Origin of the sequence: Actinoallomurus sp. NPDC052308, from assembly GCF_040679195.1 — a bacterium.
GTDB classification, from domain to species: Bacteria; Actinomycetota; Actinomycetes; order Streptosporangiales; family Streptosporangiaceae; genus Actinoallomurus; species Actinoallomurus liliacearum.
The window spans coordinates 152,061-173,342 of sequence record NZ_JBFAUM010000017.1 but is presented as its reverse complement, the minus strand read 5'-3'; the positions used below and the strand labels follow the sequence as shown (position 1 = coordinate 173,342).

The 21,282-nt window shown below is 72.5% G+C and carries 25 protein-coding genes; 12 read left to right on the top strand and 13 right to left on the bottom strand.

Translation table 11 applies throughout. The features are described from left to right. Positions 1-162 precede the first annotated feature (162 nt). Complete coding sequence (locus AB0L00_RS31445) at positions 163-1,329, bottom strand: erythromycin esterase family protein (RefSeq protein WP_364440692.1); 1,167 nt, start codon at positions 1,327-1,329, stop codon at positions 163-165. A gap of 90 nt (positions 1,330-1,419) precedes the next feature. Here AB0L00_RS31445 and AB0L00_RS31440 point away from each other — a divergent pair, with 90 nt between their 5' ends. Further along, positions 1,420-2,103: a TioE family transcriptional regulator gene (locus AB0L00_RS31440; protein WP_364440691.1), complete on the top strand. Its 684-nt coding sequence runs from the start codon at positions 1,420-1,422 to the stop codon at positions 2,101-2,103. An 88-nt stretch (positions 2,104-2,191) separates the two neighbouring features. Here the strand turns inward: AB0L00_RS31440 and AB0L00_RS31435 are convergent, their stop codons facing one another. Together AB0L00_RS31435 and AB0L00_RS31430 are read right to left on the bottom strand one after the other, a co-directional pair. Continuing rightward, the gene (locus tag AB0L00_RS31435; RefSeq protein ID WP_364440690.1) at positions 2,192-3,097 is read right to left on the bottom strand and encodes an alpha/beta hydrolase; all 906 of its coding nucleotides are present in this window, start codon (positions 3,095-3,097) and stop codon (positions 2,192-2,194) included. A gap of 43 nt (positions 3,098-3,140) precedes the next feature. Beyond that, positions 3,141-3,605 (bottom strand): Lrp/AsnC family transcriptional regulator, encoded by a 465-nt coding sequence (locus AB0L00_RS31430; RefSeq protein ID WP_364440689.1) that lies wholly within the window; start codon positions 3,603-3,605, stop codon positions 3,141-3,143. Positions 3,606-3,698: 93 nt separating this feature from the next. Between AB0L00_RS31430 and AB0L00_RS31425 the strand changes: the two genes are divergently transcribed. The 4 genes from AB0L00_RS31425 to AB0L00_RS31410 are packed head-to-tail and all read left to right on the top strand — an operon-like array spanning position 3,699 to position 6,457. Further along, positions 3,699-4,553: an LLM class flavin-dependent oxidoreductase gene (locus AB0L00_RS31425; protein ID WP_364440688.1), complete on the top strand. Its 855-nt coding sequence runs from the start codon at positions 3,699-3,701 to the stop codon at positions 4,551-4,553. Positions 4,554-4,567: 14 nt separating this feature from the next. Then, the gene (locus AB0L00_RS31420; RefSeq protein WP_364440687.1) at positions 4,568-4,993 is read left to right on the top strand and encodes a nucleoside deaminase; all 426 of its coding nucleotides are present in this window, start codon (positions 4,568-4,570) and stop codon (positions 4,991-4,993) included. Positions 4,994-5,048: 55 nt separating this feature from the next. Continuing rightward, positions 5,049-5,609 carry a GNAT family N-acetyltransferase gene (locus AB0L00_RS31415; RefSeq protein WP_364440686.1) on the top strand — a complete coding sequence of 187 codons (561 nt, stop codon included), beginning with the start codon at positions 5,049-5,051 and terminating at the stop codon, positions 5,607-5,609. Further along, positions 5,606-6,457, top strand: coding sequence for a TIGR02452 family protein (locus AB0L00_RS31410; protein ID WP_364440685.1), 852 nt, complete (start codon positions 5,606-5,608; stop codon positions 6,455-6,457). The genes AB0L00_RS31415 and AB0L00_RS31410 overlap by 4 nt, the downstream gene beginning before the upstream one ends. Before the next feature lie 131 nt (positions 6,458-6,588). Here the strand turns inward: AB0L00_RS31410 and AB0L00_RS31405 are convergent, their stop codons facing one another. Then, positions 6,589-7,128, bottom strand: a complete 540-nt coding sequence (locus AB0L00_RS31405; RefSeq protein WP_364440684.1) for a methylated-DNA--[protein]-cysteine S-methyltransferase — start codon at positions 7,126-7,128, stop codon at positions 6,589-6,591. Between the two features lie 16 nt (positions 7,129-7,144). Next, the gene (locus tag AB0L00_RS31400) at positions 7,145-8,614 is read right to left on the bottom strand and encodes an AlkA N-terminal domain-containing protein (protein ID WP_364440683.1); all 1,470 of its coding nucleotides are present in this window, start codon (positions 8,612-8,614) and stop codon (positions 7,145-7,147) included. 263 nt (positions 8,615-8,877) lie between these two features. Between AB0L00_RS31400 and AB0L00_RS31395 the strand changes: the two genes are divergently transcribed. Next, on the top strand, positions 8,878-9,606 hold the full coding sequence (locus tag AB0L00_RS31395; RefSeq protein ID WP_364440682.1) for a VTT domain-containing protein: 729 nt from the start codon (positions 8,878-8,880) through the stop codon (positions 9,604-9,606). Between the two features lie 13 nt (positions 9,607-9,619). Here AB0L00_RS31395 and AB0L00_RS31390 read toward each other — a convergent pair whose 3' ends face one another. Both AB0L00_RS31390 and AB0L00_RS31385 read right to left on the bottom strand, forming a co-directional pair. Continuing rightward, positions 9,620-10,102: a universal stress protein gene (locus tag AB0L00_RS31390; protein ID WP_364440681.1), complete on the bottom strand. Its 483-nt coding sequence runs from the start codon at positions 10,100-10,102 to the stop codon at positions 9,620-9,622. A 5-nt stretch (positions 10,103-10,107) separates the two neighbouring features. After that, the gene (locus AB0L00_RS31385; protein WP_364440680.1) at positions 10,108-11,328 is read right to left on the bottom strand and encodes an SLC13 family permease; all 1,221 of its coding nucleotides are present in this window, start codon (positions 11,326-11,328) and stop codon (positions 10,108-10,110) included. Positions 11,329-11,470: 142 nt separating this feature from the next. Here AB0L00_RS31385 and AB0L00_RS31380 point away from each other — a divergent pair, with 142 nt between their 5' ends. The 3 genes from AB0L00_RS31380 (at position 11,471) to AB0L00_RS31370 (ending at position 14,465) form a co-directional block, all read left to right on the top strand. Then, positions 11,471-12,238, top strand: a complete 768-nt coding sequence (locus tag AB0L00_RS31380; RefSeq protein ID WP_364440679.1) for an SDR family oxidoreductase — start codon at positions 11,471-11,473, stop codon at positions 12,236-12,238. A gap of 128 nt (positions 12,239-12,366) precedes the next feature. Continuing rightward, positions 12,367-13,566, top strand: a complete 1,200-nt coding sequence (locus AB0L00_RS31375) for an FAD-dependent oxidoreductase (protein WP_364440678.1) — start codon at positions 12,367-12,369, stop codon at positions 13,564-13,566. 2 nt (positions 13,567-13,568) lie between these two features. Next, positions 13,569-14,465, top strand: coding sequence for an RNA polymerase sigma-70 factor (locus AB0L00_RS31370; RefSeq protein ID WP_364440677.1), 897 nt, complete (start codon positions 13,569-13,571; stop codon positions 14,463-14,465). 37 nt (positions 14,466-14,502) lie between these two features. Here AB0L00_RS31370 and AB0L00_RS31365 read toward each other — a convergent pair whose 3' ends face one another. Further along, positions 14,503-15,069 carry a TetR family transcriptional regulator gene (locus tag AB0L00_RS31365; protein ID WP_364440676.1) on the bottom strand — a complete coding sequence of 189 codons (567 nt, stop codon included), beginning with the start codon at positions 15,067-15,069 and terminating at the stop codon, positions 14,503-14,505. 96 nt (positions 15,070-15,165) lie between these two features. On the opposite strand from AB0L00_RS31365, the gene AB0L00_RS31360 reads away from it, so the two are divergent. Further along, a complete protein-coding gene (locus tag AB0L00_RS31360) occupies positions 15,166-16,044 on the top strand; it encodes an SDR family NAD(P)-dependent oxidoreductase (protein ID WP_364440675.1) in 879 nt (292 codons plus the stop codon). A gap of 73 nt (positions 16,045-16,117) precedes the next feature. On the opposite strand, the gene AB0L00_RS31355 is transcribed toward AB0L00_RS31360, so the two are convergent. From AB0L00_RS31355 to AB0L00_RS31340, 4 genes are all read right to left on the bottom strand, one after another. Further along, the gene (locus AB0L00_RS31355; protein WP_364440674.1) at positions 16,118-17,242 is read right to left on the bottom strand and encodes a helix-turn-helix domain-containing protein; all 1,125 of its coding nucleotides are present in this window, start codon (positions 17,240-17,242) and stop codon (positions 16,118-16,120) included. A 65-nt stretch (positions 17,243-17,307) separates the two neighbouring features. Then, positions 17,308-18,501, bottom strand: a complete 1,194-nt coding sequence (locus tag AB0L00_RS31350; protein ID WP_364440673.1) for a YncE family protein — start codon at positions 18,499-18,501, stop codon at positions 17,308-17,310. Positions 18,502-18,628: 127 nt separating this feature from the next. Further along, the gene (locus tag AB0L00_RS31345) at positions 18,629-19,045 is read right to left on the bottom strand and encodes an ATP-binding protein (RefSeq protein WP_364440672.1); all 417 of its coding nucleotides are present in this window, start codon (positions 19,043-19,045) and stop codon (positions 18,629-18,631) included. Then, entirely contained in the window at positions 19,042-19,299 is a 258-nt protein-coding gene (locus AB0L00_RS31340) for a hypothetical protein (RefSeq protein ID WP_364402255.1), read from the bottom strand. The genes AB0L00_RS31345 and AB0L00_RS31340 overlap by 4 nt, the downstream gene beginning before the upstream one ends. A 154-nt stretch (positions 19,300-19,453) precedes the next feature. On the opposite strand from AB0L00_RS31340, the gene AB0L00_RS31335 reads away from it, so the two are divergent. After that, positions 19,454-20,308, top strand: a complete 855-nt coding sequence (locus tag AB0L00_RS31335) for a helix-turn-helix transcriptional regulator (protein WP_364440671.1) — start codon at positions 19,454-19,456, stop codon at positions 20,306-20,308. After that, complete coding sequence (locus AB0L00_RS31330; RefSeq protein WP_364440670.1) at positions 20,305-20,493, top strand: DUF397 domain-containing protein; 189 nt, start codon at positions 20,305-20,307, stop codon at positions 20,491-20,493. The genes AB0L00_RS31335 and AB0L00_RS31330 overlap by 4 nt, the downstream gene beginning before the upstream one ends. Positions 20,494-20,671: 178 nt before the next feature. On the opposite strand, the gene AB0L00_RS31325 is transcribed toward AB0L00_RS31330, so the two are convergent. Further along, entirely contained in the window at positions 20,672-21,118 is a 447-nt protein-coding gene (locus tag AB0L00_RS31325; RefSeq protein WP_364440669.1) for a hypothetical protein, read from the bottom strand. Positions 21,119-21,282 lie beyond the last annotated feature (164 nt).

Genomic DNA, 21,282 nt, shown 5'->3' with positions numbered 1-21,282 from the left:
TTCGTTCGGGGGGGGGCCGGGCTGGCGGGCGCGGCCCCGGCGCCCGCCCGCGCGGGCCCCCCCCCCCCCCCGCGCCCCCCCCCCCCCCCCCGCGCCGCGTTCGAGGAGCTCCTCGCCGCCCGGCTCACCCAGATCGAGGCCGGGATCTCCTGACGCGCCTCGTCAACCCAGCGAACCCAGCCTGACGACCTGATCGAGGAAGACGACGCCGTCGACCGTGCCGAGCTGAGCCGGATCCAACGGGAAATAGGCGAAGTCCTGGGAGACGCGCGGGGCCGGCGTCGTGACGGCCTCGGCCAGGCGGCGGGCGTCGATGACAGAGTGCTCCCACGGAAGCGTGGACAGGATGCCCTCGACGGTGTCCGGCGGCGGGGCGTCGTCGCCGACCGTGCCGAAGGCGGAGGCCAGGAAGGCGTACCGGTCCCCCAGGTGCGTCGCGGTGATCGCCCCGGCGCTCCACCACTCCAGCGACCGGTCGCCGAACGACATGACGCTCTTGTTCCGCTGCAGGTGGAGGTTGGAGGCGAAGACCAGGGCCGGGCCGTGCTCGGCGACGGCACGCAGGTTGGCGGCCATCATCGCGGTCCGCAAGGCCGACAGCCGGGTCCATCGGTCCGGGGACGCGTCGGCCAGCCAGTGGTGGTAGCGGAGCAGGCCGGTGGCGGTGCGCGCGTACAGTGCCGCCCGGTCCCTCTCCTCCGTGCTCAGCCGCGGCGCCTGCGTGTCGAGCAACGCCGCCAGGTCGTCGGCGATCAGTCGCAGCCGCTGGGCGTCGGCGGACTGGCCGATCGACTGGGACGGATCCATGGCCGTGGCCTCGTTCGACCACCGGTCGTCCGGGCCCAGCAGCGCGTCGAGGGTTTCCCGGGTGCAGGGAAGCGGGCCGTCGAGGAGGGCGTGGAGGGCAGTGAGCGCCTGGCGCGGGCTCTCGGCCCAGTACTCCAGAGGGCCGTCGAAGCCGAAGAACCGGAGCTTCTCGTCATGCTCCTCGTTGTACGCGCGCATCCAGCGCACGAGCTCGCGGTTGGCCGGTGCCGTGCCGAAGCGGTGGCTGAAGCCGCGTTCCATGACGTCGTCCAGCGTGCCCGCGCCCGTCGTGATGTGGTCGTCCACCACGAGACCCATCAGGCAGTCGCTCTCGATGGCGAACGAGCGGTAGCCCTCGTGCTCGACCAGATGCCGGAAGATCTCGTTGCGCAGCTCGCCCAGCTCCCCCACGAAGTGTCTGGCCTCGCCCAAGCCGAGCAGCAGAGGCCTGGCGGGAAGCGACCGGAGGAACGCCGAGATGCCTGCGCCATCGACCGGCCAGGCCGTGTCCTTGATGTCCATTCCCTAAACGGTATCGTTGAACTCTCGCTGTAAACTTTTCGCGGAAACTCCCCATCTCATCGCGATGAACCTTCAATCGGTGATGCAACCATGAGGCCAGTGGACCTGGCGCGCGAGCACGGTCTGTCCACTCAGGCGGTCAGGAACTACGAGGAGGCCGGCATCCTGCCCGCCGCCGAACGCACCGCCCACGGCTACCGCACCTATACGCCGCTGCACGCGCAGGCCCTGGGCGCGTTCCTCGCGCTCCTGCCCGGGCACGGTCACCAGACGGCCACGTCGATCATGCAGGCGGTCAACCGGGGTGCCACCGAGGACGCGCTGCGGCTCATCGACGAGAGCCACGGCCAGCTCCTCGACGACCGCCGCACCCTTCAGGCCGTCGAAGCCGCGCTCCGCGATCTGGCGCCCGTGCCGCAGGAACGCGGCGACATGTTCATCGGCCCCCTGGCCAGACGACTCGGCCTCCGCCCTGCCACCCTGCGCAAATGGGAGAACGCCGGGCTGGTCCGGCCACGCCGCGATCCGCAGACGGGCTACCGGATCTACAGCGCGGCCGACGTACGGGACGTCCGGCTGGTCCACCAGCTCAGGCGAGGCGGCTACCTGCTGGAGCAGATCGCCCCGCTGATCGCTCAGGTCCGGTCCGCCGGAGGCGTCGCCCCGCTGGAGTCGACCCTGCGCGACTGGCAGGCCCGCCTGTCCGCCCGGGGCCGCGCCATGCTCACGGGCGCCGCCGACCTGGACGCGTACCTCCGCGCCCGCGAGCCCTGAGGCCGAGGCCGTTCCCTGCTCGACCGGGAGGGCACCGCGTCGCCTCCCGCCCGGGACGCCGGTCTCCGGCCGGGGTGTGGACGTGCGCTCAGGCGGGAGTCAGCGCGGTGCGGAGCCGGTCGACGATGACGGTCCGGGCGGCCCTGCCCTCGGGCGTCGGGGTGAGCGGATAGACGTGCACGAGGCCCGGGGCCTCGTGGAACTCCAGGTCGACGCCCGCCTCGGTGGCCTTGCCGGCCAGGACGCGCGCATCCGGGTTCAGGATGTCGCGGGTGCCGCAGAACAGCGTCACCGGGCCCAGCCCGCGCAGGTCGGCATTGAGCGGGCTGACCTGCGGATCGGTGATGGGCAGGTCGCCGCGCCAGTGCTCGGCGAAGACCCGGCCGCCTTCGCGCCCGAGCCACGGATCGCTGGGCTGCACCGCGTCGATCTCCGGGTTGGCGAATGTCAGGTCGAGCGCGGGTGAGATGAGCACGGTCCGTGGCAGTGTCACCTGATGCCGGTCGCGCAGGAACACCGCGGTCGACAACGCGATCTGCCCGCCCGCGGAGTCTCCGGCCAGGCACGCGGCCCCGTGCTCGGCCCGACCGGCGAGGACGAGCTCGGCCACGCGCCGGACGACCTCCCCGGCGGTCCCGTACGGCACGAGAGGGTAGATCGGCAGCACGACGGTCGTCCCCACCTCGGCGGCGACCTGCGCGGCGAGGCGCCAGTGCTGGGAGACGATCTCGTTGACCCACCCTCCCCCGTGCGCGTAGACCAGGCACCCACGAGGAGCGCGACCTTTCGGGGCGAGGCGGTAGACGGGCCACCCCTGCGACCGCTCGACGGACACCGTCACGTCCGCGCGAAGACGGCGCGGCGGTCCGTACGGCTGCGGGCGGAGCGTGCGCTCCTTCAGGTGGTCCCGTGCCCCTTCGGCCGTGACGTACAGGCGGTTCATCCGCCTGACGCGGACGTATCCGGCCACCAGCCGGCTGCGCGCGCTGACCACCGTTCCCGTGTCCTTTCCGGTCCGCCGCTTTCCGTCGCGGCTCTCAGCGGTGCGGGGCGTCCGGCGGGGTGCCGGGGCCCCGGTAGGGCAGGGTCTGGCTGTACACCACGTTGGTCGTGGTGCTGCCGAACTGCGCCAGCTCGTCGACGAGGCGTTCGAGGTGGGCCATGGACCCGGCGGCCACCTTGAGCGTGTAGCAGTCCTCCCCGGTGGTCCGCAGGCACTCGAGGACCTCGGGGCGTCGCTCCAGCAGCCGGTGCAGCGGCTCGTGCCGGCTGCCGGGATATTTCAGCCGTACGACCGCCAGGACCGCGTAGCCGACCTTCGTCAGGTCGACCTCCGCGCGGTAGCCCGTGATGACGCCCAGGGACTCCAGCCGCCTGACCCGCTCCGTCGCCGCCGAGGCGCTGAGGCTGACCCGGCGGCCGAGTTCGGTCAGGGGGACGCGGCCGTCGCGCTGCAGCTCCGCCATGATCGCCCAGTCGGTCTCGTCGAGATCCTCGGCCATCCGGCGAATATAGCGGGATATCAACGGCGACAGATCTCATACGCCGGGAATGATCTCTTCCAGGCGGCTCGAGGGCCTCGATAGCGTTGCTGCATGCGAGTCGGTGTGAATGTTCCCAATTACGGGCCGGGAACCAGGCCCGAGCTGCTGCGCCGCTGGGCCCGGACGGCCGAGGCCCTCGGGTATGACCTGTTGATGCTGTCGGACCACGTCGCGGTGACGCCGGACGTGGCCGCGCAGTATCCGGCGCCGTTCTACGAGCCGTTCACCGCGCTCTCCTGGCTGGCGGGCGTCACCGAGCGGATCCGGCTCGGCACGTCGGTCGTCATCGTGCCCTACCGGCATCCCCTTCTGCTCGCCCGGATGGCGGCCAACCTCAACGACCTCAGCGGGGGCCGGCTGGTCCTCGGCGTGGGCGTCGGCTGGGCGCGCCAGGAGTTCGAGGCTCTCGGGGTGCCGTTCGAACGGCGCGGCGCGCTGACCGACGAGCACCTGCGGACCGTCCGCGCCGCGTGGGCGGACGAGAAGGACTACCGGAGCGGTTCGATCCCGATCTGGGTGGGCGGCAACAGCGACGTGGGCATTCGCCGGGCGGTGCGCCTGGGCGACGCGTGGCATCCGCTGCGCGACCTGACCCTCTCCGAGCTGCGGGACGCGGTGGGCCGGATGACCGCTCTCGCCGACGAGCTCGGGCGCCCGGTGCCCGCCCTGACGCCGCGCATCCTCCTGCGGCTGACCGACTCTCCCCTCCTCGGCGACGACCGCCGGCTGGGCGAGGGCTCGATCGAGCAGGTCGTCGGCGACCTCGAACAGCTGCGCCTGCTCGGCGCCGACACCGTCGTCCTCGATCCGTTCATCGGCGATCCGGCCGAGACGCTGCATCCGCAGACGGCCTGGAGCGCGCTGGCGACCGTGGCCGACCATTGGGACCTGGACCCACGACCATGACGATCGGAGCGACGATGACACCTGAGGAAGAGCGGTTCCTGCGCCGGGCCATCGAGCTGGCCGCCGCGGCCGCCGCGGGCGGGGACGCCCCGTACGGCTCCCTGCTGGTCGGCCCGGACGGCGACGTGCTCGCCGAGGAGCACAACACCGTCATCAGCGACGGGGACATCGCCGCCCACCCGGAGCTGAAGCTGGCCCGGTGGGCGGCCCGCGAGCTGGACCCCGCCACCGCGGCGGCGACCACGATGTACACCAGCTGCCAGCCCTGCACGATGTGCTACGGCGGCATTCAGCGCTCCGGGCTGGGCCGTGTCGTGTTCGCCCTGTCCACCGACCAGTTGGATGCGGTCAAACCGGGCGGCGGCTGGCCGGTCGTGCCCCAGGAGGGGCCCGCGCTGTTCGAGGAGGCCCGGGTGCCGATCGTGGACTTCTACCGCTGAGGCCCGGACACGAAATGAATGGCCGCACGCTCGCGCCGGGCAATACGATCATGTCGTGCTGAAGCCGGACTACCCCATCATCACCGAACGGCTCCACCTGCGCCCGTACACGGCCGAGGATTTCGACGCCCTCCACGACATCCAGTCCCGGCCGGAGGTCGCCCGCTACCTGTACTGGGGCGCGCGCGACCGCGACGAGGTCCGCGAGGCGCTGGAGAAGAAGATCCGATCCTCGGTGATCGGCGATGAGAACGGGGACCTGCAGCTCGCGGTCGTGCTGCCGGAGTCCGGCACGCTGGTCGGGGACGTCGTGTTGATGTGGACGAGCCGCGAACACCGGCAGGGCGAGATCGGGTACGTGTTCCACCCCGACCACGGCGGCCGCGGCTACGCCACCGAGGCCGCCGAGGTGATGCTCCGCCTGGGGTTCGAGGGGCTCGGCCTGCACCGCCTCGTCGGGCGCATCGACGGCCGCAACACCGCCTCGGCCCGCGTCCTGGAACGCCTCGGGATGCGCCGAGAGGCGCACCTGGTGCAGAACGAGATCGTCAAGGGCGAGTGGACCGACGAGGTGATCTACGCGATGCTCGAGGACGAGTGGCGGGCCCGCGCGTGAGCACGCGCCTGCGCCGGTACGCCGCCGACAACGCGCGGATCGTCGACGACGGCGAGTACACCACCGCGGACGGCGCCGTCGTCGTCATCGCCCCGGCGCTGGAGGCCGCGATGGCGGGCACGGTCAGCCATCCCCCGGACGGACCGATCCCGCCGCCCCCGGCCGGGCCAGAGCACCGGACACGCTTCGAGGTGACCGCCGAGGGCAGCCTGCAGGCGGCCCGGCGGCTCCACGAAACCGGCACCGGCCGGATCGCCGTGCTGAACTTCGCTTCGGCCCGCAACCCCGGCGGCGGCTACGTCGGCGGCGCCCGCGCGCAGGAGGAGGACCTGTGCCGGCACTCGCTGCTGTACCCGTGCCTGCTGCGCGCCCGCGACTACTACGAGGCGCACCGCGCCTCACCCGACCTGTTCTACAGCCACCGCGTCATCTGGTCTCCCGACGTCCCGGTGCACCGGGGCGATGGCGGGGACCTGCTGGCCGAGCCCTACCCGGTGTCGTTCCTGACCTGCCCGGCGCCCAACGCGGGCGAGGCGCTGCGCCGGGACCCGGCCGTGGCGGACCGGATCCCGGGAGTGCTGCGCGACCGGGCGCGCCGGGTGCTGGCGGTGGCCGCCCACCACGGCGCGCGCCGGCTGGTCCTGGGCGCGTGGGGCTGCGGGGTGTTCCGCAACGACCCGCGTCAGGTCGCCGAGGCGTTCCACGCCCACCTGGCCGCGGACGGGGAGTTCCCGGGCGTCTTCGACCACGTGGTCTTCGCGGTGTGGGACCGCAAACCGGACTCCGTCAACCGCGCCGCGTTCGCCGCCCGCTTCGCCGCCGAGACCGACACGGGACAACCGGCCTGAGGCGCCCCGCTCACCGCTTCACCAGGGGAAGGTCCCGCCGTTTTCGTGCAGGAACACTCCGCTCGGCACATCCTCGGTGACCTGGCGGGCGATGTTACGGCTGCACCATCCGCCACCGTGGGCGCCCTGTCCTAGAGGAGTGTCCCCTGGCCCGCCTGCTCCGGGGCGGGCAGCGGCCCCATCGGCGTGGCGCCGGCGTGCCGTTCGAAGGCGAGCAGGTGCCGCTTGCGGTGCAGGCCACCGCCGTAGCCGGTGAGGTCGCCGGTGGACCCGACGACGCGGTGGCACGGCACGATGATCCCGATGGGGTTCTTGCCGTTGGCCAGCCCGACGGCGCGGGCGGCGGTGGGCCGGCCGATCCGCTCGGCCAGCCCCCCGTACGAGACGGTCTCCCCGAAGGGGATCTCGAGCAGCGCCGCCCAGACCTGCCGCTGGAACGGCGTGCCGACCGGCGCGAGCGGCAGGTCGAAGGTGGTGCGCCGGCCGGCGAAGTACTCCTCCAGCTGGCCGATCGCCGCGCCGAACGACGCGGGGTCGCGCTCGCCGAAGGTGTGCTCTTCGGGCCGGTACCGCTGCCGGTCCATGTACAGGCCGGTCAGGACGCCGTCGGCCGCGACGAGGGTCAGCGGGCCGACCGGGCTGTCCAGCACCGTGTAGGTGCGGGTGGTCATCGAGGTTCCTCTCAGGTCAGACGGGCATCCGGTTGATGGCGTGCTCGCCGGTCGCCCACAGGTACTGCACCGCGTACGCGCGCCAGGGCCGCCAGGCCGCGGCGTGCCGGGTGAGGGCGGCCGGGGTCACCGGCAGGCCGAGTGCGCGCGCCGCCGCGCGCACTCCGAGGTCGGTGGGCGTGAACGCGTCCGGGTCGCCGAGCGCGCGCATCGCGATGATCTCGACGGTCCAGGGTCCCAGGCCCGGCAGCGCCGCCAGCAGCTCGCGGGCCCGTCCCCAGTCGCTGCCGGCGCTCAGGTCGATCCCGCCGTCCGCGAGCGCGCCGATCAGCGTGGTCAGCGTCGTACGGCGGGCGCGGGGGAACGCCAGCGTCTCCGGGTCGAGCTCCGCGAGCGCGTCCACGCCGGGGAACAGGTGGGTCAGGCCGCCTTCGGGGTCGTCGACGGGCTCGCCGTACGCGGTGACCAGCCGGGCCGCGTGCGTACGGGCCGCCGCCGTCGAGACCTGCTGGCCCAGGACCGCGCGCACCGCGAACTCGGCGGGATCGACGGTGCGCGGCACGCGCCGGCCGGGATCCTTGTCCACGTGTGGGGCCAGCGACGGGTCGGTACGCAGCAGGTCGTCGACGGCGACCGGGTCGGCGTCCAGGTCCAGCAGCCATCGGCAGCGGCTGATCGCGATGGACAGGTCCCGCAGGTCGGCCAGGTGCAGCCGGCAGGCGATGTGGTCGGGGGTGGGCCGCAGCGAGACGACGCCGTGGCCGTGGGGCAGGCGCAGGGTGCGCCGGTACGCGCCGTCGCGCCACTCCTCGACGCCGGGCACGGCCGTCGCCGCCAGGTGCCCGAACAGGTTGTCCGGGCACAGTGGGGCGCGGAATGGCAGCCGGACCGACAGCGCCCCGGACGTGGCGGCGGGGTGCCCGCGCGCGACGCGGTCGCGCAGTTCGGTCGGGGACATCGCGAACACCTGCCGTACGGTGTCGTTGAACGCCCGGACGCTGGCGAACCCCGAGGCGAACGCCACGTCGCTCATCGGCAGCGAACTCGTCTCGATCAGCAGGCGGGCGGTCTGGGCGCGCTGCGCGCGGGCGAGGGCGAGCGGGCCGGCGCCGAGTTCGGCGCGCAACTGGCGTTCGACCTGGCGGGTGCTGTAGCCGAGGCGGGCGGCCAGGCCCGGCACGCCCTCCCGATCGATCACGCCGTCGGCGATCAGCCGCATCGCGCGGGCGACCAGGTCCGCGCGTTCGTTCCACTGCGGGGATCCGGGGCTGGCGTCAGGACGGCACCGCTTGCACGCCCGGAACCCGGCCTGCTGGGCAGCGGCGGCGCTGGGGAAGAACCGCATGTTCTCCGGCTTGGGCGGCACCACCGGACAGCTGGGCCGGCAGTAGATCCCCGTGGTGAGCACCGCGGTGAAGAACCAGCCGTCGAAGCGGGCGTCCTTGGACTGCACCGCCCGCACACACCGTTCCACGTCCTCATGCATACCGACAAGCATCGCTGGTGGACAGCGCATCGCGCTCGCGGAATTGCGACATCATCCTGCGGCCGCCGGTCCCGCCCCCGGCGGCCGCAGGACGCCTCAGCGGACGCGCAGGAGGTGGGCGTTCTTCGACCGGGACGTGCCGTCGTCGCCGAACACCGGCTTCCTTCGGAAGGTCGAGGTGAACCTAACCTTGATCAACGATCTCGGATAGGGGGCTTGCTCGGACGCAGGCACCCCCGAAGAGCGCCGACTACCATCTGAGGATGCCGACCACGGGGGAACGCCCGCGCCCTGACCTGCCCTGGACCGGGCGGCCCGGCCGCGCCGACCTGATCTGCTGGGCCGGGATCGCGCTGAGCGGCCTGTACGCCCTGGCCCTCATCCCGCTGCGGCCGGTGCTCATCGGCCGCAACCCGGTGCTGCTGGAACTGCTCACCGGCAGCATGACCTCGATCGTCACCGCCGGGGCGTTCGCACGCGTCGGCGAGGTCTCCCTGTTCCTCGCGGTGGCCGCCGCCGTCCCCGGCATGATCGTGTTCGACCCGTTCTTCTGGTGGGCCGGCCGCCTGTGGGGACGCGGCATGCTCACCCTCGTGGCCGGGCGCGGCGGCCGCGGCGGCCGGACGATCGCCCGAGCCGAGCGCCTCGGTCACCGGCTCGGCTGGGTCGGCGTCGTCATCGCCTACTACCTGCCCGTCCCGGCCGCCCTGCTGTTCGTCATCGCGGGCTGGACCGGGATGCGCCTGGTCACGTTCGTGCTGCTCGACACGGTCGCCGCGCTGCTGTGGATCGGCATGCTCGTCGGCCTGGGCTACTACCTCGGTCAGGACGCCGTCGACGTCGCCAAGGCCATCTCCCATTACGGCACCTGGGCCTCGATCGCCCTGGTCGTCGGCCTCCTGGTCGTCCGCGGCGTTCGCGGCCGCCGCGACGCCGGGGCCGGGCCGGCCGCCGAACCGGCGGACCGCGCGGAGGTCGCCGCGGACCGCTGACGCCTTCGACGCCTCAGCGCGGCGGGGGTGGAAGGGAGTCCAGGCCGGGGGCCGCCTCGGGCCACACCAGCAGCACGCGGCAGGGCGCGTGGTCGACGACGAACCGCGTCGGCGGGGCCAGGCTGTGCGGGCCCAGCCGGTCGCGGGTGCCGTCACGGGCGCAGATGAGCAGGTCGGCGTCCTCTGCGGCCCGTACGACCTCGTGTTCGAGGCGGCCGTGCCGGGCCTGCCGGGCCGCGTCCCGGCCGAGCCGCGCGGCGGCCGCCTCCAGCAGCTCGGCCGCGGCGGCCTGCGAGAGCTCCTCGAGGCGGACGCCGGGGTCACGTTCGCGGTGGCCCCGCCCGAGCAGGCCGGTGTAGGCGTGGTGGGCGGCCGCGGTGACCTTCTCGTCCGTCACGTGCAGCAGTGTCAGGTCGGCGTCGGCGGGCGCCAGGTCGCGGGCGGCGTCGACGGCGGCCTCCCAGGTGCCCTCCGCGATCCAGATGGTCACTTTCACGCCGATCAGCCTCCGATCGTCGCCAGCACTCCCCACAGTGCCACGGTCGCGGCCACCAATGTGGCCGGGACGGTCACCAGGCCCAAGCGGGTGAACTCCCCCAGACCCGGCTCGGCGTCGTGCTCGCGCAGGATCCGCCGCCACAGCAACGTGGCCAGCGAGCCCACGTAGGTCAGGTTCGGGCCCAGGTTCACGCCGATCAGCACCGCGAGCACCGGTCCCGGCCCTTCGGGGGCCACCAGCGGCAGCATCGCCAGCACGGCCGGCAGGTTGTTGATCAGGTTCGCCAGCAGCGCCGCCAGGGCGGCGACCGCCAGCAGCGCGAGCAGGCCGGACCCGTGCGGCAGCACCCGACCGGCCGCCCGGTCCAGGCCGTTCACCACCACCGCCTTGACGACGACGCCCAGCGCCAGCACGAACAGGCAGAACAACGGACCGGCCGACGCCACCACCCCGCGTACCGTGGTCCGCCGCTGCCGCAGCGCCCGGGCCGCCAGCACCAGCACGCCGGCCAGCGCGGCCCACGCCGGGTTCACCCCCGCGAACGAGGTCACGACGAACCCCGCCAGCGTCAGGGCCAGCACCACGACCGTGAACACCGGCACCCGCGGCCGCTCGACCGGCCGCTCCCGCCCCGGGGCGACGGCCAGATCATCGCGGAAGAACCAGCGGAACACCGCGTACTCCACCGCGATGACCACCAGCCACGGCAGCGCCATCAGCCCGGCGAACCGCGCGAACGACAGCCCGCTGGCCGCGAACGCCAGCAGGTTCGTCAGGTTCGACACCGGCAGCAGCAGCGACGCGGAGTTGGCCAGGTGGGTGCAGGCGTACACGTACGGGCGGGGCCGGACGCCGACCCGCGCCGCGGTCACGAAGACCACCGGCGTCAGCAGCACGACCGTGGCGTCCAGGCTCAGCACCGCCGTGACCAGCGACGCGACCGCGAACACTCCGGCCAGCAGCCGCACGGGCCGCCCGTGGCAGGCACGCGCCACCAGGTCGCCGGCGGCCCTGAACAGCCCCTCGTCGTCGCACAGCTGCGCCAGCGCCAGCACGGCCGCCAGGAACCCGACGACGGGGAGCAGCGTGCGGGTCTGCGCCCACGCCTGGGACGGGGACACCGCGCCGACGGCGGTCAGCAGGCCGGCCGCGGGCACCGCCGCGACGGCCTCCGGCAGCCCACGCGGCCGGGCGACCGCGAAGACCAGCACCGCCAGCAGCAACGCGACCGCCAGCGTCTCGGCGACGACGGTGTGCAGCGCGGCCTCCCGATGGCGAACGGTCCGGCCCCGCCGGAACCGTCTCCGCAGACCACCAGCATCTCACCCCGCGATCACCGCGACCGGCCCGGTACCGTTTCACCCCGTGACGACCTACCTGGAAGAGCTGTTCTCCCTCGACGGCCGTGTCGCGCTGGTCACCGGCGGCAGCTCCGGCATCGGCCGCGCCGTCGCCACCGCCCTCAGCCGCGCCGGCGCGCGGGTCGTCCTCATCGCCCGCCGCGAGCCCGAGCTGCGTGACACGATCGCCGAGCTGGAGTCCCACGGCCGCCCCGCCGCGTACGTCACGGCCGACCTCGCCGACCGCGCACAGCTGCACCGGGCGGCCGAGAAGGCGGTCGTGCCGTTCGGCGAACCCGACATCCTGGTCAACTGCGCCGGGATCAACCTGCGGCCCCCGATGGACGAGCTCGACGAGCCCACCTGGGACAAGACGATCGCCGTCAACCTGGACGCGCCGTACCTGCTCGGCCAGAGGTTCGGGCCGGGCATGGCCCGCCGCGGCCACGGCCGCATCATCAACGTCGCCTCCCAGCAGTCCTTCCGCGCCTTCGCCAACAGCGGCGCCTACGGCGCGTCGAAGGGCGGGCTGGTCGCCCTGACCCGCTCCCAGGCCGAGGCGTGGTCCCCGCGCGGCGTCTGCGTCAACGCGCTCGTCCCCGGCTTCGTCGTCACGCCACTGGTCACGCACATCCCCGCCGACCGCCAGGACGCCATGGCCGAGCGGACCCTCATCGGCCGCAACGGCCTGCCCGGCGACTTCGCCGGCGCCGCCGTGTTCCTGGCCGGCGCCGGGTCGGCCTACGTCACCGGCCAGGCCCTCTTCGTCGACGGCGGTTTCTCCGCCCACTGACCGGCGGCCGGTCGGAAAGGTCGTCTTTCAGCCCGGACCGCGCGTGGGAAGTGATCTGCCTCACGCCTGTCACAACGATCAATCGCGCGGTGTCTTGTGGCCGACCCCCTGGAAACGGAGGAGACACCATGGGTGAGAACACCGAGGTCGTCGTGGTCGGTGGCGGATACGCCGGCGTCATGGCGGCCAATCGCCTGACGCAGCGCGACGACGTGGCGGTGACGCTGATCAACCCGCGCCCGACCTTCGTCGAGCGGATCCGCCTGCACCAGCTGGTGGGCGGATCCGACGACGCGGTCGTCGACTACCGGAAGATCCTGGCCGACGGGGTCCGGCTGGTCGTCGACACCGTGACCCGGATCGACGCGGCCGGGCGCAGCGTGCCCCTGGCGACCGGCGGTACGGTCGGCTACGACTATCTGATCTACGCGGTGGGCAGCGGGAGCGCCGATCCGCAGGTGCCCGGCGCGGCCGAGTTCGCCCATCCGATCGCCGTTCTGGAGGAGGCGCAGCGGCTGCGGCCGATCCTCGAGTCCGCGCCGGCGACGGCCGCGGTGACGGTCGTCGGGGCCGGTCCGGCAGGCATCGAGACGGCCGCCGAGCTGGCGGAGCAGGGCCGCCGGGTGACCCTGGTGTGCGGCGGGGAGCTCGGCCCGTACCTGCATCCTCGGGGCCGGCGCTCGGTCGCCGGGCGGCTGGCCGGGCTCGGGGTGACCGTGCTCGACGGCCCCGGCACGAAGGTGACGGCCGTGACGCGCGACGCCGTACGGCTCGGTGACGGCCGCGCGGTGCCGAGCGAGGTGACCATCTGGACCGTCGGGTTCGGCGTGCCGGACCTGGCCGCGCGCAGCGGACTGAGCACCGACGCCCTGGGGCGCCTGCGCACCGACGAGACGTTGACGAGCGTGGACGACGCGCGCGTCATCGCGGCCGGGGATTCGGCGGCGCCGTCGGACCTGCCGTTCCGGATGGGCTGCCAGTCCGCGGTTCAGCTCGGCCCACAGGCCGCCGAGACGGTGCTCAGCCGGATGGCGGGTGAGCGGCCCGCGCCCGTCAGCGTGGGGTTCGCCGGCCAGTGCATCAGCCTGGGGCGGCGCGCGGGCATCTTCCAGTTCTCCCGCCGGAACGACACCGCGATACGGTTCTACCTCGGCGGCCGCCCGGGCGCGAAGCTCAAGGAGTTCGTGTGCCGGAGCACCGTCTGGCAGCTGGGGTACGAGGCACGCAAGCCCGGTGTGCGCACCTGGTGGGCCAAGGACGCCAAGCGCCGGCGGCTGCTGCAGGCCGAGCGCGCCGAGGCGCCGATCATCGCTGAAAGGGCGGCCTAGATATGAACGACCAGGCCACCAACGCGGCGACCGAGACCTTCGTCGCCCACCGCAACCTGCTCTTCACCGTCGCCTACGAGATGCTCGGCTCGGCGGCCGACGCCGAGGACGTCCTTCAGGAGGTCTGGCTGCGGTGGGTCAAGGTCGACCTGGCGCAGGTGCACGACGAGCGCGCCTACCTGGTCCGGATCACCACCCGGCAGTCGCTCAACCGGCTGCGCACCATGAAGCGCCGCAAGGAGGCGTATGTCGGCCCCTGGCTACCCGAGCCCCTGCTCACCGCCCCGGACGTGGCCGAGGACGTCGAGCTCGCCGAGAGCATGTCGATGGCGCTGATGCTCGTCCTCGAGACGCTGTCGCCGACCGAGCGCGCGGTCTTCGTGCTGCGCGAGGCCTTCGACGTCGGCTACGACGAGATCGCGGCCGCCGTCGGCAAGAGCCCCGCGGCCGTCCGCCAGATCGCCCACCGCGCCCGTGGGCACGTCGACGCCCGCCGCCCTCGTGAGGCGGTCTCCCCGGGCCAGGCCCGGGCGGCTCTGGAGTCGTTCCAGCGCGCGCTCGAGACCGGGGATCCGCAGGGCCTCCTCGACGTGCTCGCCCCGGAGGTCGTCCTCGTGAGCGACGGCGGCGGCGTCAAGCAGGCCGCGCTGCGGCCGATCACCGGCGCCGACAAGATCGTCCGCTACATGCTCGGCGGCATCGGCAAGGCCGACGTCGCGCTCGCCGTCGACCCCACTGTGGTCAACGGCAGCCCGGCGCTCCTCCTCCGCGTGGACGGCGAGATCGACGGCGTCATGGCGGTCCGTGTCGAGGACGCCCGCATCACCGGCCTGTACTACGTCCGCAACCCGCAGAAGCTGACCCACCTCGAATCCGAGACGCCGCTGACCCTGCGATGAGACACCGGTGCCCTCCCGCCCTCCGGGCGGGACGAGGTCAGGCCAGGAGTGCGGCGACCGCGTCGACGACCACCTGCCGCCGGGTCGCGGACGATTGGCCGGCGACGACCGCGTCGAACTCGGGCACGTTGGAGCTCCAGAAGCCGGACAGGTGGATGACCAGCCCGAGCAGCACGTCCGCCGGGAAGCGCGTCGGCAGCACTCCCCTGGCCTGCGCGTCGGCGACGGCCTTGAGCTTGGCCTCGTTGCTCGCCAGCACGACGGGAAGCAGGTCGCCGGTACCGGCCCGCTCCAGCCGGTACCAGGTGGCGATCCGCTGTACCCACGGGCGTCGCTCGTAGGAGTCGAACAGCCTGCCCGCGTACTCGGGGAGGTTCTCCGCGTCGATCGGGACCGCGTCGACCGTCTCCCGGCACATGGCGTCGAAGACGGCGTCGAAGAGCCCGTCCTTGCTGCCGAAGTAGTGGTAGATCTGCGCCTTGTTGCTCCGGGCGGCGGCCGCGATCCGCTCGACCCGCCCGCCCGCGATGCCGTAGGCGGCGAACTCCTCCCGCGCCGCCTCCAGCAGCCGTCTCCGCGTGGCCTCCGCGTCTCTGCTCCCCATGAGCCTCATCCTAACTGACCGTTTAGTTGACATGCGAGCCGAAACGAGCTTAGCTGTAACTAATCAACCGGTTAGTTAGTTCTCTCTGGAGTTCTCATGTCCTCGTCCTCTTCTCTGGTCTTCCTCGTCAGCGGAGCCTCCCGCGGCCTCGGCCGCGAGATCGTACGCGCCGCCCTCACCGCCGGGCACCGGGTCGTCGCCGGGGCCCGGCAGGCGTCCGCGCTGGACGACCTCGCCGCCGAGCACGGCGAGCGCCTCACCGTGGTCCCCCTCGACGTCACCGACGACCAGGCCGCCGAGGCCGCGGTCGCGACCGCGGTCGACCGGTACGGCCGACTGGACGTCCTGGTCAACAACGCCGGCTACGCCAACGTCGCCTCGATCGAGGACGCCGACTTCGACGACTTCCGCGCCCAGGTCGACACCAACCTGTTCGGCGTCGTCCGGCTGACCCGCGCCGCGCTGCCGGTGATGCGCGCGCAGCGGGCCGGACGGATCATCCAGGTCTCATCGGTCGGCGGCCGGCTCGCCACCCCCGGCCTGGGCGCCTACCAGACCGCAAAGTGGGCCGTCGGCGGCTTCTCGTCCGTGCTCGCCGGCGAGGTCGCGTCGCTCGGCATCAAGGTGACGGTCCTCGAGCCGGGCGGCATGCGCACCGACTGGGCCGGATCGTCGATGCGGATCGCCCCGATCCGTCCCGAGTACGCCGAGACCGTGGGCCGCACGGCCGCCATGCACGGCAACGGACAGGTCACCATGGCCAGCGACCCCGCCAAGGTCGCCCGGCTGGTGCTCGAGGTCGTCGCGCTGGAGGAGCCGCCGCTGCGCCTGCTCGTCGGCCCGGACGCCTACGCCTACGGCACCCAGGCCGGCCGGGCCCTGCTGGCCGAGGACGAGCGCCGGCGTCACCTCAGCGAGTCGACCACGGCCGACGACGCCACGGCGCAGCACCTGGACCCCCTCGGCCAGCACTAGACGCCGGGACCACGGACGAAGGGCGACACCTCCCCGGGAACTCGACGAGGGCCCCGGGGGCCCTCGTCCGTGGTCAGGAGCCGTGGCCGCCGAGCCAGGCGTGCAGCGCCCACCGCCACCGCAACACGTCGGCGAGGGCCTCCCCGGGCGGGACCGGATCGGCGAAGCCCGTCAGCGCCGTCAGGCGGCGCAGCCGGTGCTTGACCGTGTTCGGATGCACATGCAACGTGCCGGCGGTCTGGTCGGCGCGGCCACCGTGGTCCAGGTAGACCACGGCCGTCTCGGCCAGCAGCCGGTGAAACTCGTCGCCCGCGTCCAGGCCGGCCAGCCGCTCCCGGGCCAGCAGTTCCCCCAACGCGGGATGGGCGTCCAGCGCCACCGGAATGGCCAGCGCAGTCAGTTCCCACAGCCCCGCCAGTCCCCGCCGGCGCGCTGAGGCCAGCGCGGTCCGGCTCAGCCGGTAGATCTCGGCCAGTTCCTCGGGCCGTACCGCCGGGCCGGCCACCACGAGCGTCGCGGCACCCGCCGGAAGCCGCGTCGTCACCGCGCAGAGCCGCCCGTCCACCAGCCCCGACACCCCGTCGGCCAGGCACAGGGCCGCCTCGACACGCCGGGCCTCCCGCGGGTCGCCGACGTCGGTCACCAGGCAGTGATGGCGCCGCCGCGCGTCCAGGCCCGCGTCGGCGGCGCACGACACCGGGCCACCGCCCAGCAGGTCCCGCAGCGCCTGCACGCGGGCCGCGTGCGCGGAGTTCGCCAGGCTCAGCTCCGTCTCCCGGAACGCGTGGACCAGCCGGTTCTGCAGCCCGTTCGCGTACGCGTCGAGCTCCATCAGCTCCTCGATCAGCCCGTCGAGGGACACCCCCGCCGACCGGGCCTCGTTCAGCAGCCGCGTCATCACGTGCGAGCGCGCCGCCTGGAACCCGTCCAGCAGCGCCGCCAGCGGCACGCCCTGCATCGCCCGGTCGGTGGCCAGTCGGTCCGCGACCCGCGCGTCGTCCTCGTTCAGCCCCGACTCGTCGATGAACGCCGCGGACACCACCGCCAGCAGCGCCGCGATGTGGCGCCGGACCTCCTGCACCGGCAGCGCCGCGATCGGCGGGGACTGCGCGCGGGCCGCCTCGACGACCGCCTCGAGCGTCCGCGGGTCGGCGCGCATCTTCTCCATGAGGCGGCGCAGCACGGCGCGTTCGGTCATCTCGTCTCCCGGTACGGCACTGGGCGTCACGGTGCGGATCTTCCGTGACGCCCAGTGTGGACCGCTCAGCCCGCCGGTGTGAGGGCCGCGATCGCCTCCGGGGCCGCCTGCCCGATCCGCTCCCGCTGCGGGAACACCCCGACGGGCACCCGGGCGACCTCCGTCGCCGTCGCGTAGTCGACCACCGACACGGCGTTCGCCTTGCTCAGCGACACGAAGCAGCGCGTACCGTCGACGCTGGTGGTCCCCCAGTACGGCAGGCTGTCCGTCGGGTAGTTCACGAAGCCCTTCGTGGACAGGTCCGCGGTGTTCACGATCGCGGTGTAGTCGTCGATCGTCCCGACGTCGCACAGCTTGGAAGCGTCCCCGGACAGCGCCAGGCCGTGGTGCGCGGAGTTCTGCGGGTAGTCGTCCGGCTTCAGCGCCTGGCCGTGGGCGCTGTACGGCATCGTGACCGTCGCGACGATCTTCGACTGCGCCAGGTCGTACTTGATGAAGCCGTTGAGGTAGGACTGCTGGGCGTAGAAGGTGTTGCCGTCCGGCGCGATGAGGTTGGGCCGGATACCGTGCGGGAGGTTCCAGGTCTTGACGACCTGGAGCGTCGCCGCGTCGACCTTCGTCAGCCGGAAGCTGCCCTTGAGCAGCTCCAGCGACTGCGGTAGCGACGTCACCCCGATGCTGGAGTTGTAGATGTACTTCCCGTCGGCCGTGTAGTCGTTCTGATGCGGGTACGTCCCGGTGGCGAACTTGCCGGCCACCGCTCCGGTCGTGGTGTTCAGCACCTCGGCGACCTGCGCCGTCGTCGCCGAGATGACGTACCTCGTGCCGTCCGGGGACAGCGCCGCGTGGTCGGCGTGGAAGCCGTCCAGCCGGGTGTGCCACAGCTGCCGCCCCGACACGAGGTCGAAGGCGGCGGCGTCGTCGAGGTTGCCGCGCGAGACGTACAGCGTCCTGCCGTCCGGGGACAGCTGCACGTCGTCGACGAACCGGTCCCCGCCTTCGATCTGCTTGACCGTCTCGTACCCGGCCCGCTGGATCGGGTCCATCTCGTTCAGCCGCTGCTGCAGGTCCCCGATCACGTTGAACGACCCGAGATTCTGGTACGTGTGCCCGTCGATGAAGCTGACGCTGCCGGACTGACTGTTGCCGACCAACAACACGTCGCGCAGCCCGGCCGCACCGGCCGGCCTCATCGGAACGGACAGCACCGCGGCCGTCGCCGCGCAGACCATCAGGGTTTTGAGTCTCCTGCCGGACATCTCGTCTCCTCACGAACCGCCGTCGCCCGAAACGGGATCGCGCCTAAGTCTGAGTACGGGACGCGCCGCCGCACAGATCGCCGCCGCCAACGTCGCACGGCTCCGATGTCGCCCACCGACAACCGGCTCACCCGCCGGCGAACTCGGCCCACACGACCGTACGGTCGCCGTCCTCCCGGTAACCCCAGCGCCGGGCCAGCGCGTCGACGATCCGCATCCCTCGCCCGCCCTCCCCGCCCTCCTCGTCCTGAAGGCGCGGCCGCGCGCCACCGGCGCCGTCGTCGGTGACCTCCAGCCGGTACGCGCCGCGGTCTGCGATGAGCGCGACCGTCAACCGCCCGCCGGGGCGACCCGACGCGGTGTGCGTCACGGCGTTGCACACCGTCTCGCTCCCCACCATGACCAGGTCGTCCAGGACCGGATGACCGCAGGGCAGCAGGTCCCGCAGGAACGTACGGGCGTGCGCGACGGAGCGCCGCAGCCCCGGCAGCGTGATCTGCCCGAGCACGACCGGTTCTCCGGTCGCCTCCCCCACCTCGGTCACGCCGCGACCGCCGCCGCGATCCGCCGGGCCGCCTCCGGCACCGACGCCGCGTCCAGCTCGGTGCCACGCCAGAGGATCCGCCACCGGTCCGGCCGTGGCACCGCCAGCACGGCCTCCTTGCGGCCGCCCCGCCCCAGCACCCACAGCACCGCCTCGCCGTGGCCGGGCACGACGAGCAGCGAGGTCACGGGCGCACCCCGCAACTCCCACGCCAACCGGACCAGCAGCGCGTACCGCGTCTTCGACACCTGCACTCGACGGCTCCCTTCCGCGTGTCGGAGCCTTACGGTCACCACCGACCGCGGCAGGCCGCAACACTCGCTGACCTGGGCGGAACTTTCGCCGGGCGAACATTCTCCCCGCACCTGTCCGTATACAGATGAACACCATGCGTGACATCGTGGGCGAATGCCCTCCCGGAACATCCCGTCCGTACGCCTGCGCCGCATCGGCTCGGCGCTACGCAAGGCCCGCGAGGACAGCGGGCTGACCATCGACACCGCCTGCCGCCGCTACGGCCGCTCCAAAAGCTGGCTCAGCACCCTGGAGAACGGCCTCCACTCCATCGACCCCCAGGAACTCGCCGACCTTCTGGACTTCTACAAGGTCCCCGAAGGCCCCCTCCGCGAGTCCCTCCTCCACCTGGCCACCCACAAGCCCGGCAAGAACTGGGAACGTGCCTACGAAGGCCGCATCTCCGCCGCCGCTCTGGATCTCGCCAGCCTGGAAGACGACGCCGATTTAATTCGCACCTTCGGACCCTGCGTGGTCCCCGGTCTCCTGCAGACCCCCGCTTACGCTCGTGAACTCATGTCGGTCGGTCCTGCCCGCCCCGTCCGCAGAAGCGCCGCGCTGGTGGCGTTCCGGATGGCTCGGCAAAAGGTGCTGTCATGTCCGAATCCAGCGCGCTACGTGACCGTCATCAGTGAGTCGGTGCTTCACCATCAGGTCGGAGACCCCGACCTGATGCATGCCCAGCTCCGGCGTCTCTCCGAAGCCGCTCAGGCGGAGAACGTCACGCTACGCGTATTGCCGAACTCGGCTGCGGCCCATCTGTGGCTGGCGGGTCCGTTCCACCTGCTGTCAATGCGGCCGCCGGGATACCTTACGGTGTCGGTCGTCGAGCAGTTCACCAAGAGCCTGTTCGTCGAGGACGAGAAGGAGATCGCCCTGCACGAAGAAATCTTCTCTCTCCTGCTGGACGCGTCATTGGATGAAGACGCTTCTCAGAAGCTCATCGAACGGTTAGCGTCCCGACTATGAGCACTCCTGAGCTGACGGATGCCATGTGGCGGAAGAGCAGCCGCAGCGGCGGAAACGAAGGCAGCTGCGTCGAGGTCGCCGGCGTCTGGCGGAAGAGCAGTCGCAGCGGCGGAAACGAAGGCGAGTGCGTCGAGGTGGCGGTCGCGAGCGTACCGACGGGGCGAGGTGAACGGAAGGCTCGGTAAACGCCCCTTCCGTCTCGGACACTCTCGGACATCTCCCCCAGCCTGGGTGCCCTTCGCCGAGCGTTGCGTACGCCGTTGGCCCCCACCCCCGCTCGGTTCGCTGCCGGCGAGGGTGGGGGCCGCGTCGTGTTCGGCTGATCTGCGCTATCCGCTCCGGTTGTCCGAAGGCGGCACCGGGTCAGTGGCCGTTGGGGCCGCAGCCGTGGTGGGAGAGGCAGGCGCGGAACGCCAGGTTCTTGCCGTGGCTGTAGGGCAGGTACTTGTGAGTGCCGTAGGAAACCTCGTAGCCGGCGCCGAGGGTGGCCACCCAGCGGTTCGAGATCCGGGCCTTGACGTAGAGCGTGCCGTTGGTCCTGGACGAGTCGTAGTAGGTCGCGTGGATGACACCGTTGTAGGCGCCGTGCCCGTCGTACGCCCAGTTCCAGCAGAGCTTGATCTTCGCCGTGTAGCCGTGGACCTTGGGCGCGTTGAACCACATGCACTTACTGCTGGCGGCGGCGGTCACCGTGTGGGCGGTGGTGGGGGTGGCGGCCTGGGCGGAGGGGATGGTGGCGCCCAGGGTGAGCGCCGTCCCGGCGGTGGCCAGTCCGATGAGGCCGGTCTTGGCCGCGTTGGTGATTCGCACCTTCGCTCCTCATTGATCGTTCGCGGTGGCCCCGGTGGCCGCCGCTCGATCGAATCCTCAGGCGCCGGACGCGCGTCCCGATACGGTGGCGAACCGGGCAGGGTCGCGCGGGGACGTCCCAGGCACTGAGCTGCGGAGATGTGATGTCCCGGCGGGACGGTGCG

What these genes read in the sequence shown, in the direction of transcription:
- AB0L00_RS31360 (WP_364440675.1), top strand. Translation starts at nt 15,166, where the DNA reads ATGTCCTCGTCCTCTTCTCTGGTCTTCCTCGTCAGCGGAGCCTCCCGC.
- AB0L00_RS31395 (WP_364440682.1), top strand. Translation starts at nt 8,878, where the DNA reads ATGCCGACCACGGGGGAACGCCCGCGCCCTGACCTGCCCTGGACCGGG.
- AB0L00_RS31420 (WP_364440687.1), top strand. Translation starts at nt 4,568, where the DNA reads ATGACACCTGAGGAAGAGCGGTTCCTGCGCCGGGCCATCGAGCTGGCC.
- AB0L00_RS31400 (WP_364440683.1), bottom strand. Translation starts at nt 8,614, where the DNA reads ATGCATGAGGACGTGGAACGGTGTGTGCGGGCGGTGCAGTCCAAGGAC.
- AB0L00_RS31330 (WP_364440670.1), top strand. Translation starts at nt 20,305, where the DNA reads ATGAGCACTCCTGAGCTGACGGATGCCATGTGGCGGAAGAGCAGCCGC.
- AB0L00_RS31445 (WP_364440692.1), bottom strand. Translation starts at nt 1,329, where the DNA reads ATGGACATCAAGGACACGGCCTGGCCGGTCGATGGCGCAGGCATCTCG.
- AB0L00_RS31335 (WP_364440671.1), top strand. Translation starts at nt 19,454, where the DNA reads ATGCCCTCCCGGAACATCCCGTCCGTACGCCTGCGCCGCATCGGCTCG.
- AB0L00_RS31355 (WP_364440674.1), bottom strand. Translation starts at nt 17,242, where the DNA reads ATGACCGAACGCGCCGTGCTGCGCCGCCTCATGGAGAAGATGCGCGCC.
- AB0L00_RS31405 (WP_364440684.1), bottom strand. Translation starts at nt 7,128, where the DNA reads ATGACCACCCGCACCTACACGGTGCTGGACAGCCCGGTCGGCCCGCTG.
- AB0L00_RS31430 (WP_364440689.1), bottom strand. Translation starts at nt 3,605, where the DNA reads ATGGCCGAGGATCTCGACGAGACCGACTGGGCGATCATGGCGGAGCTG.
- AB0L00_RS31440 (WP_364440691.1), top strand. Translation starts at nt 1,420, where the DNA reads ATGAGGCCAGTGGACCTGGCGCGCGAGCACGGTCTGTCCACTCAGGCG.
- AB0L00_RS31370 (WP_364440677.1), top strand. Translation starts at nt 13,569, where the DNA reads ATGAACGACCAGGCCACCAACGCGGCGACCGAGACCTTCGTCGCCCAC.
- AB0L00_RS31350 (WP_364440673.1), bottom strand. Translation starts at nt 18,501, where the DNA reads ATGTCCGGCAGGAGACTCAAAACCCTGATGGTCTGCGCGGCGACGGCC.
- AB0L00_RS31365 (WP_364440676.1), bottom strand. Translation starts at nt 15,069, where the DNA reads ATGGGGAGCAGAGACGCGGAGGCCACGCGGAGACGGCTGCTGGAGGCG.
- AB0L00_RS31425 (WP_364440688.1), top strand. Translation starts at nt 3,699, where the DNA reads ATGCGAGTCGGTGTGAATGTTCCCAATTACGGGCCGGGAACCAGGCCC.
- AB0L00_RS31375 (WP_364440678.1), top strand. Translation starts at nt 12,367, where the DNA reads ATGGGTGAGAACACCGAGGTCGTCGTGGTCGGTGGCGGATACGCCGGC.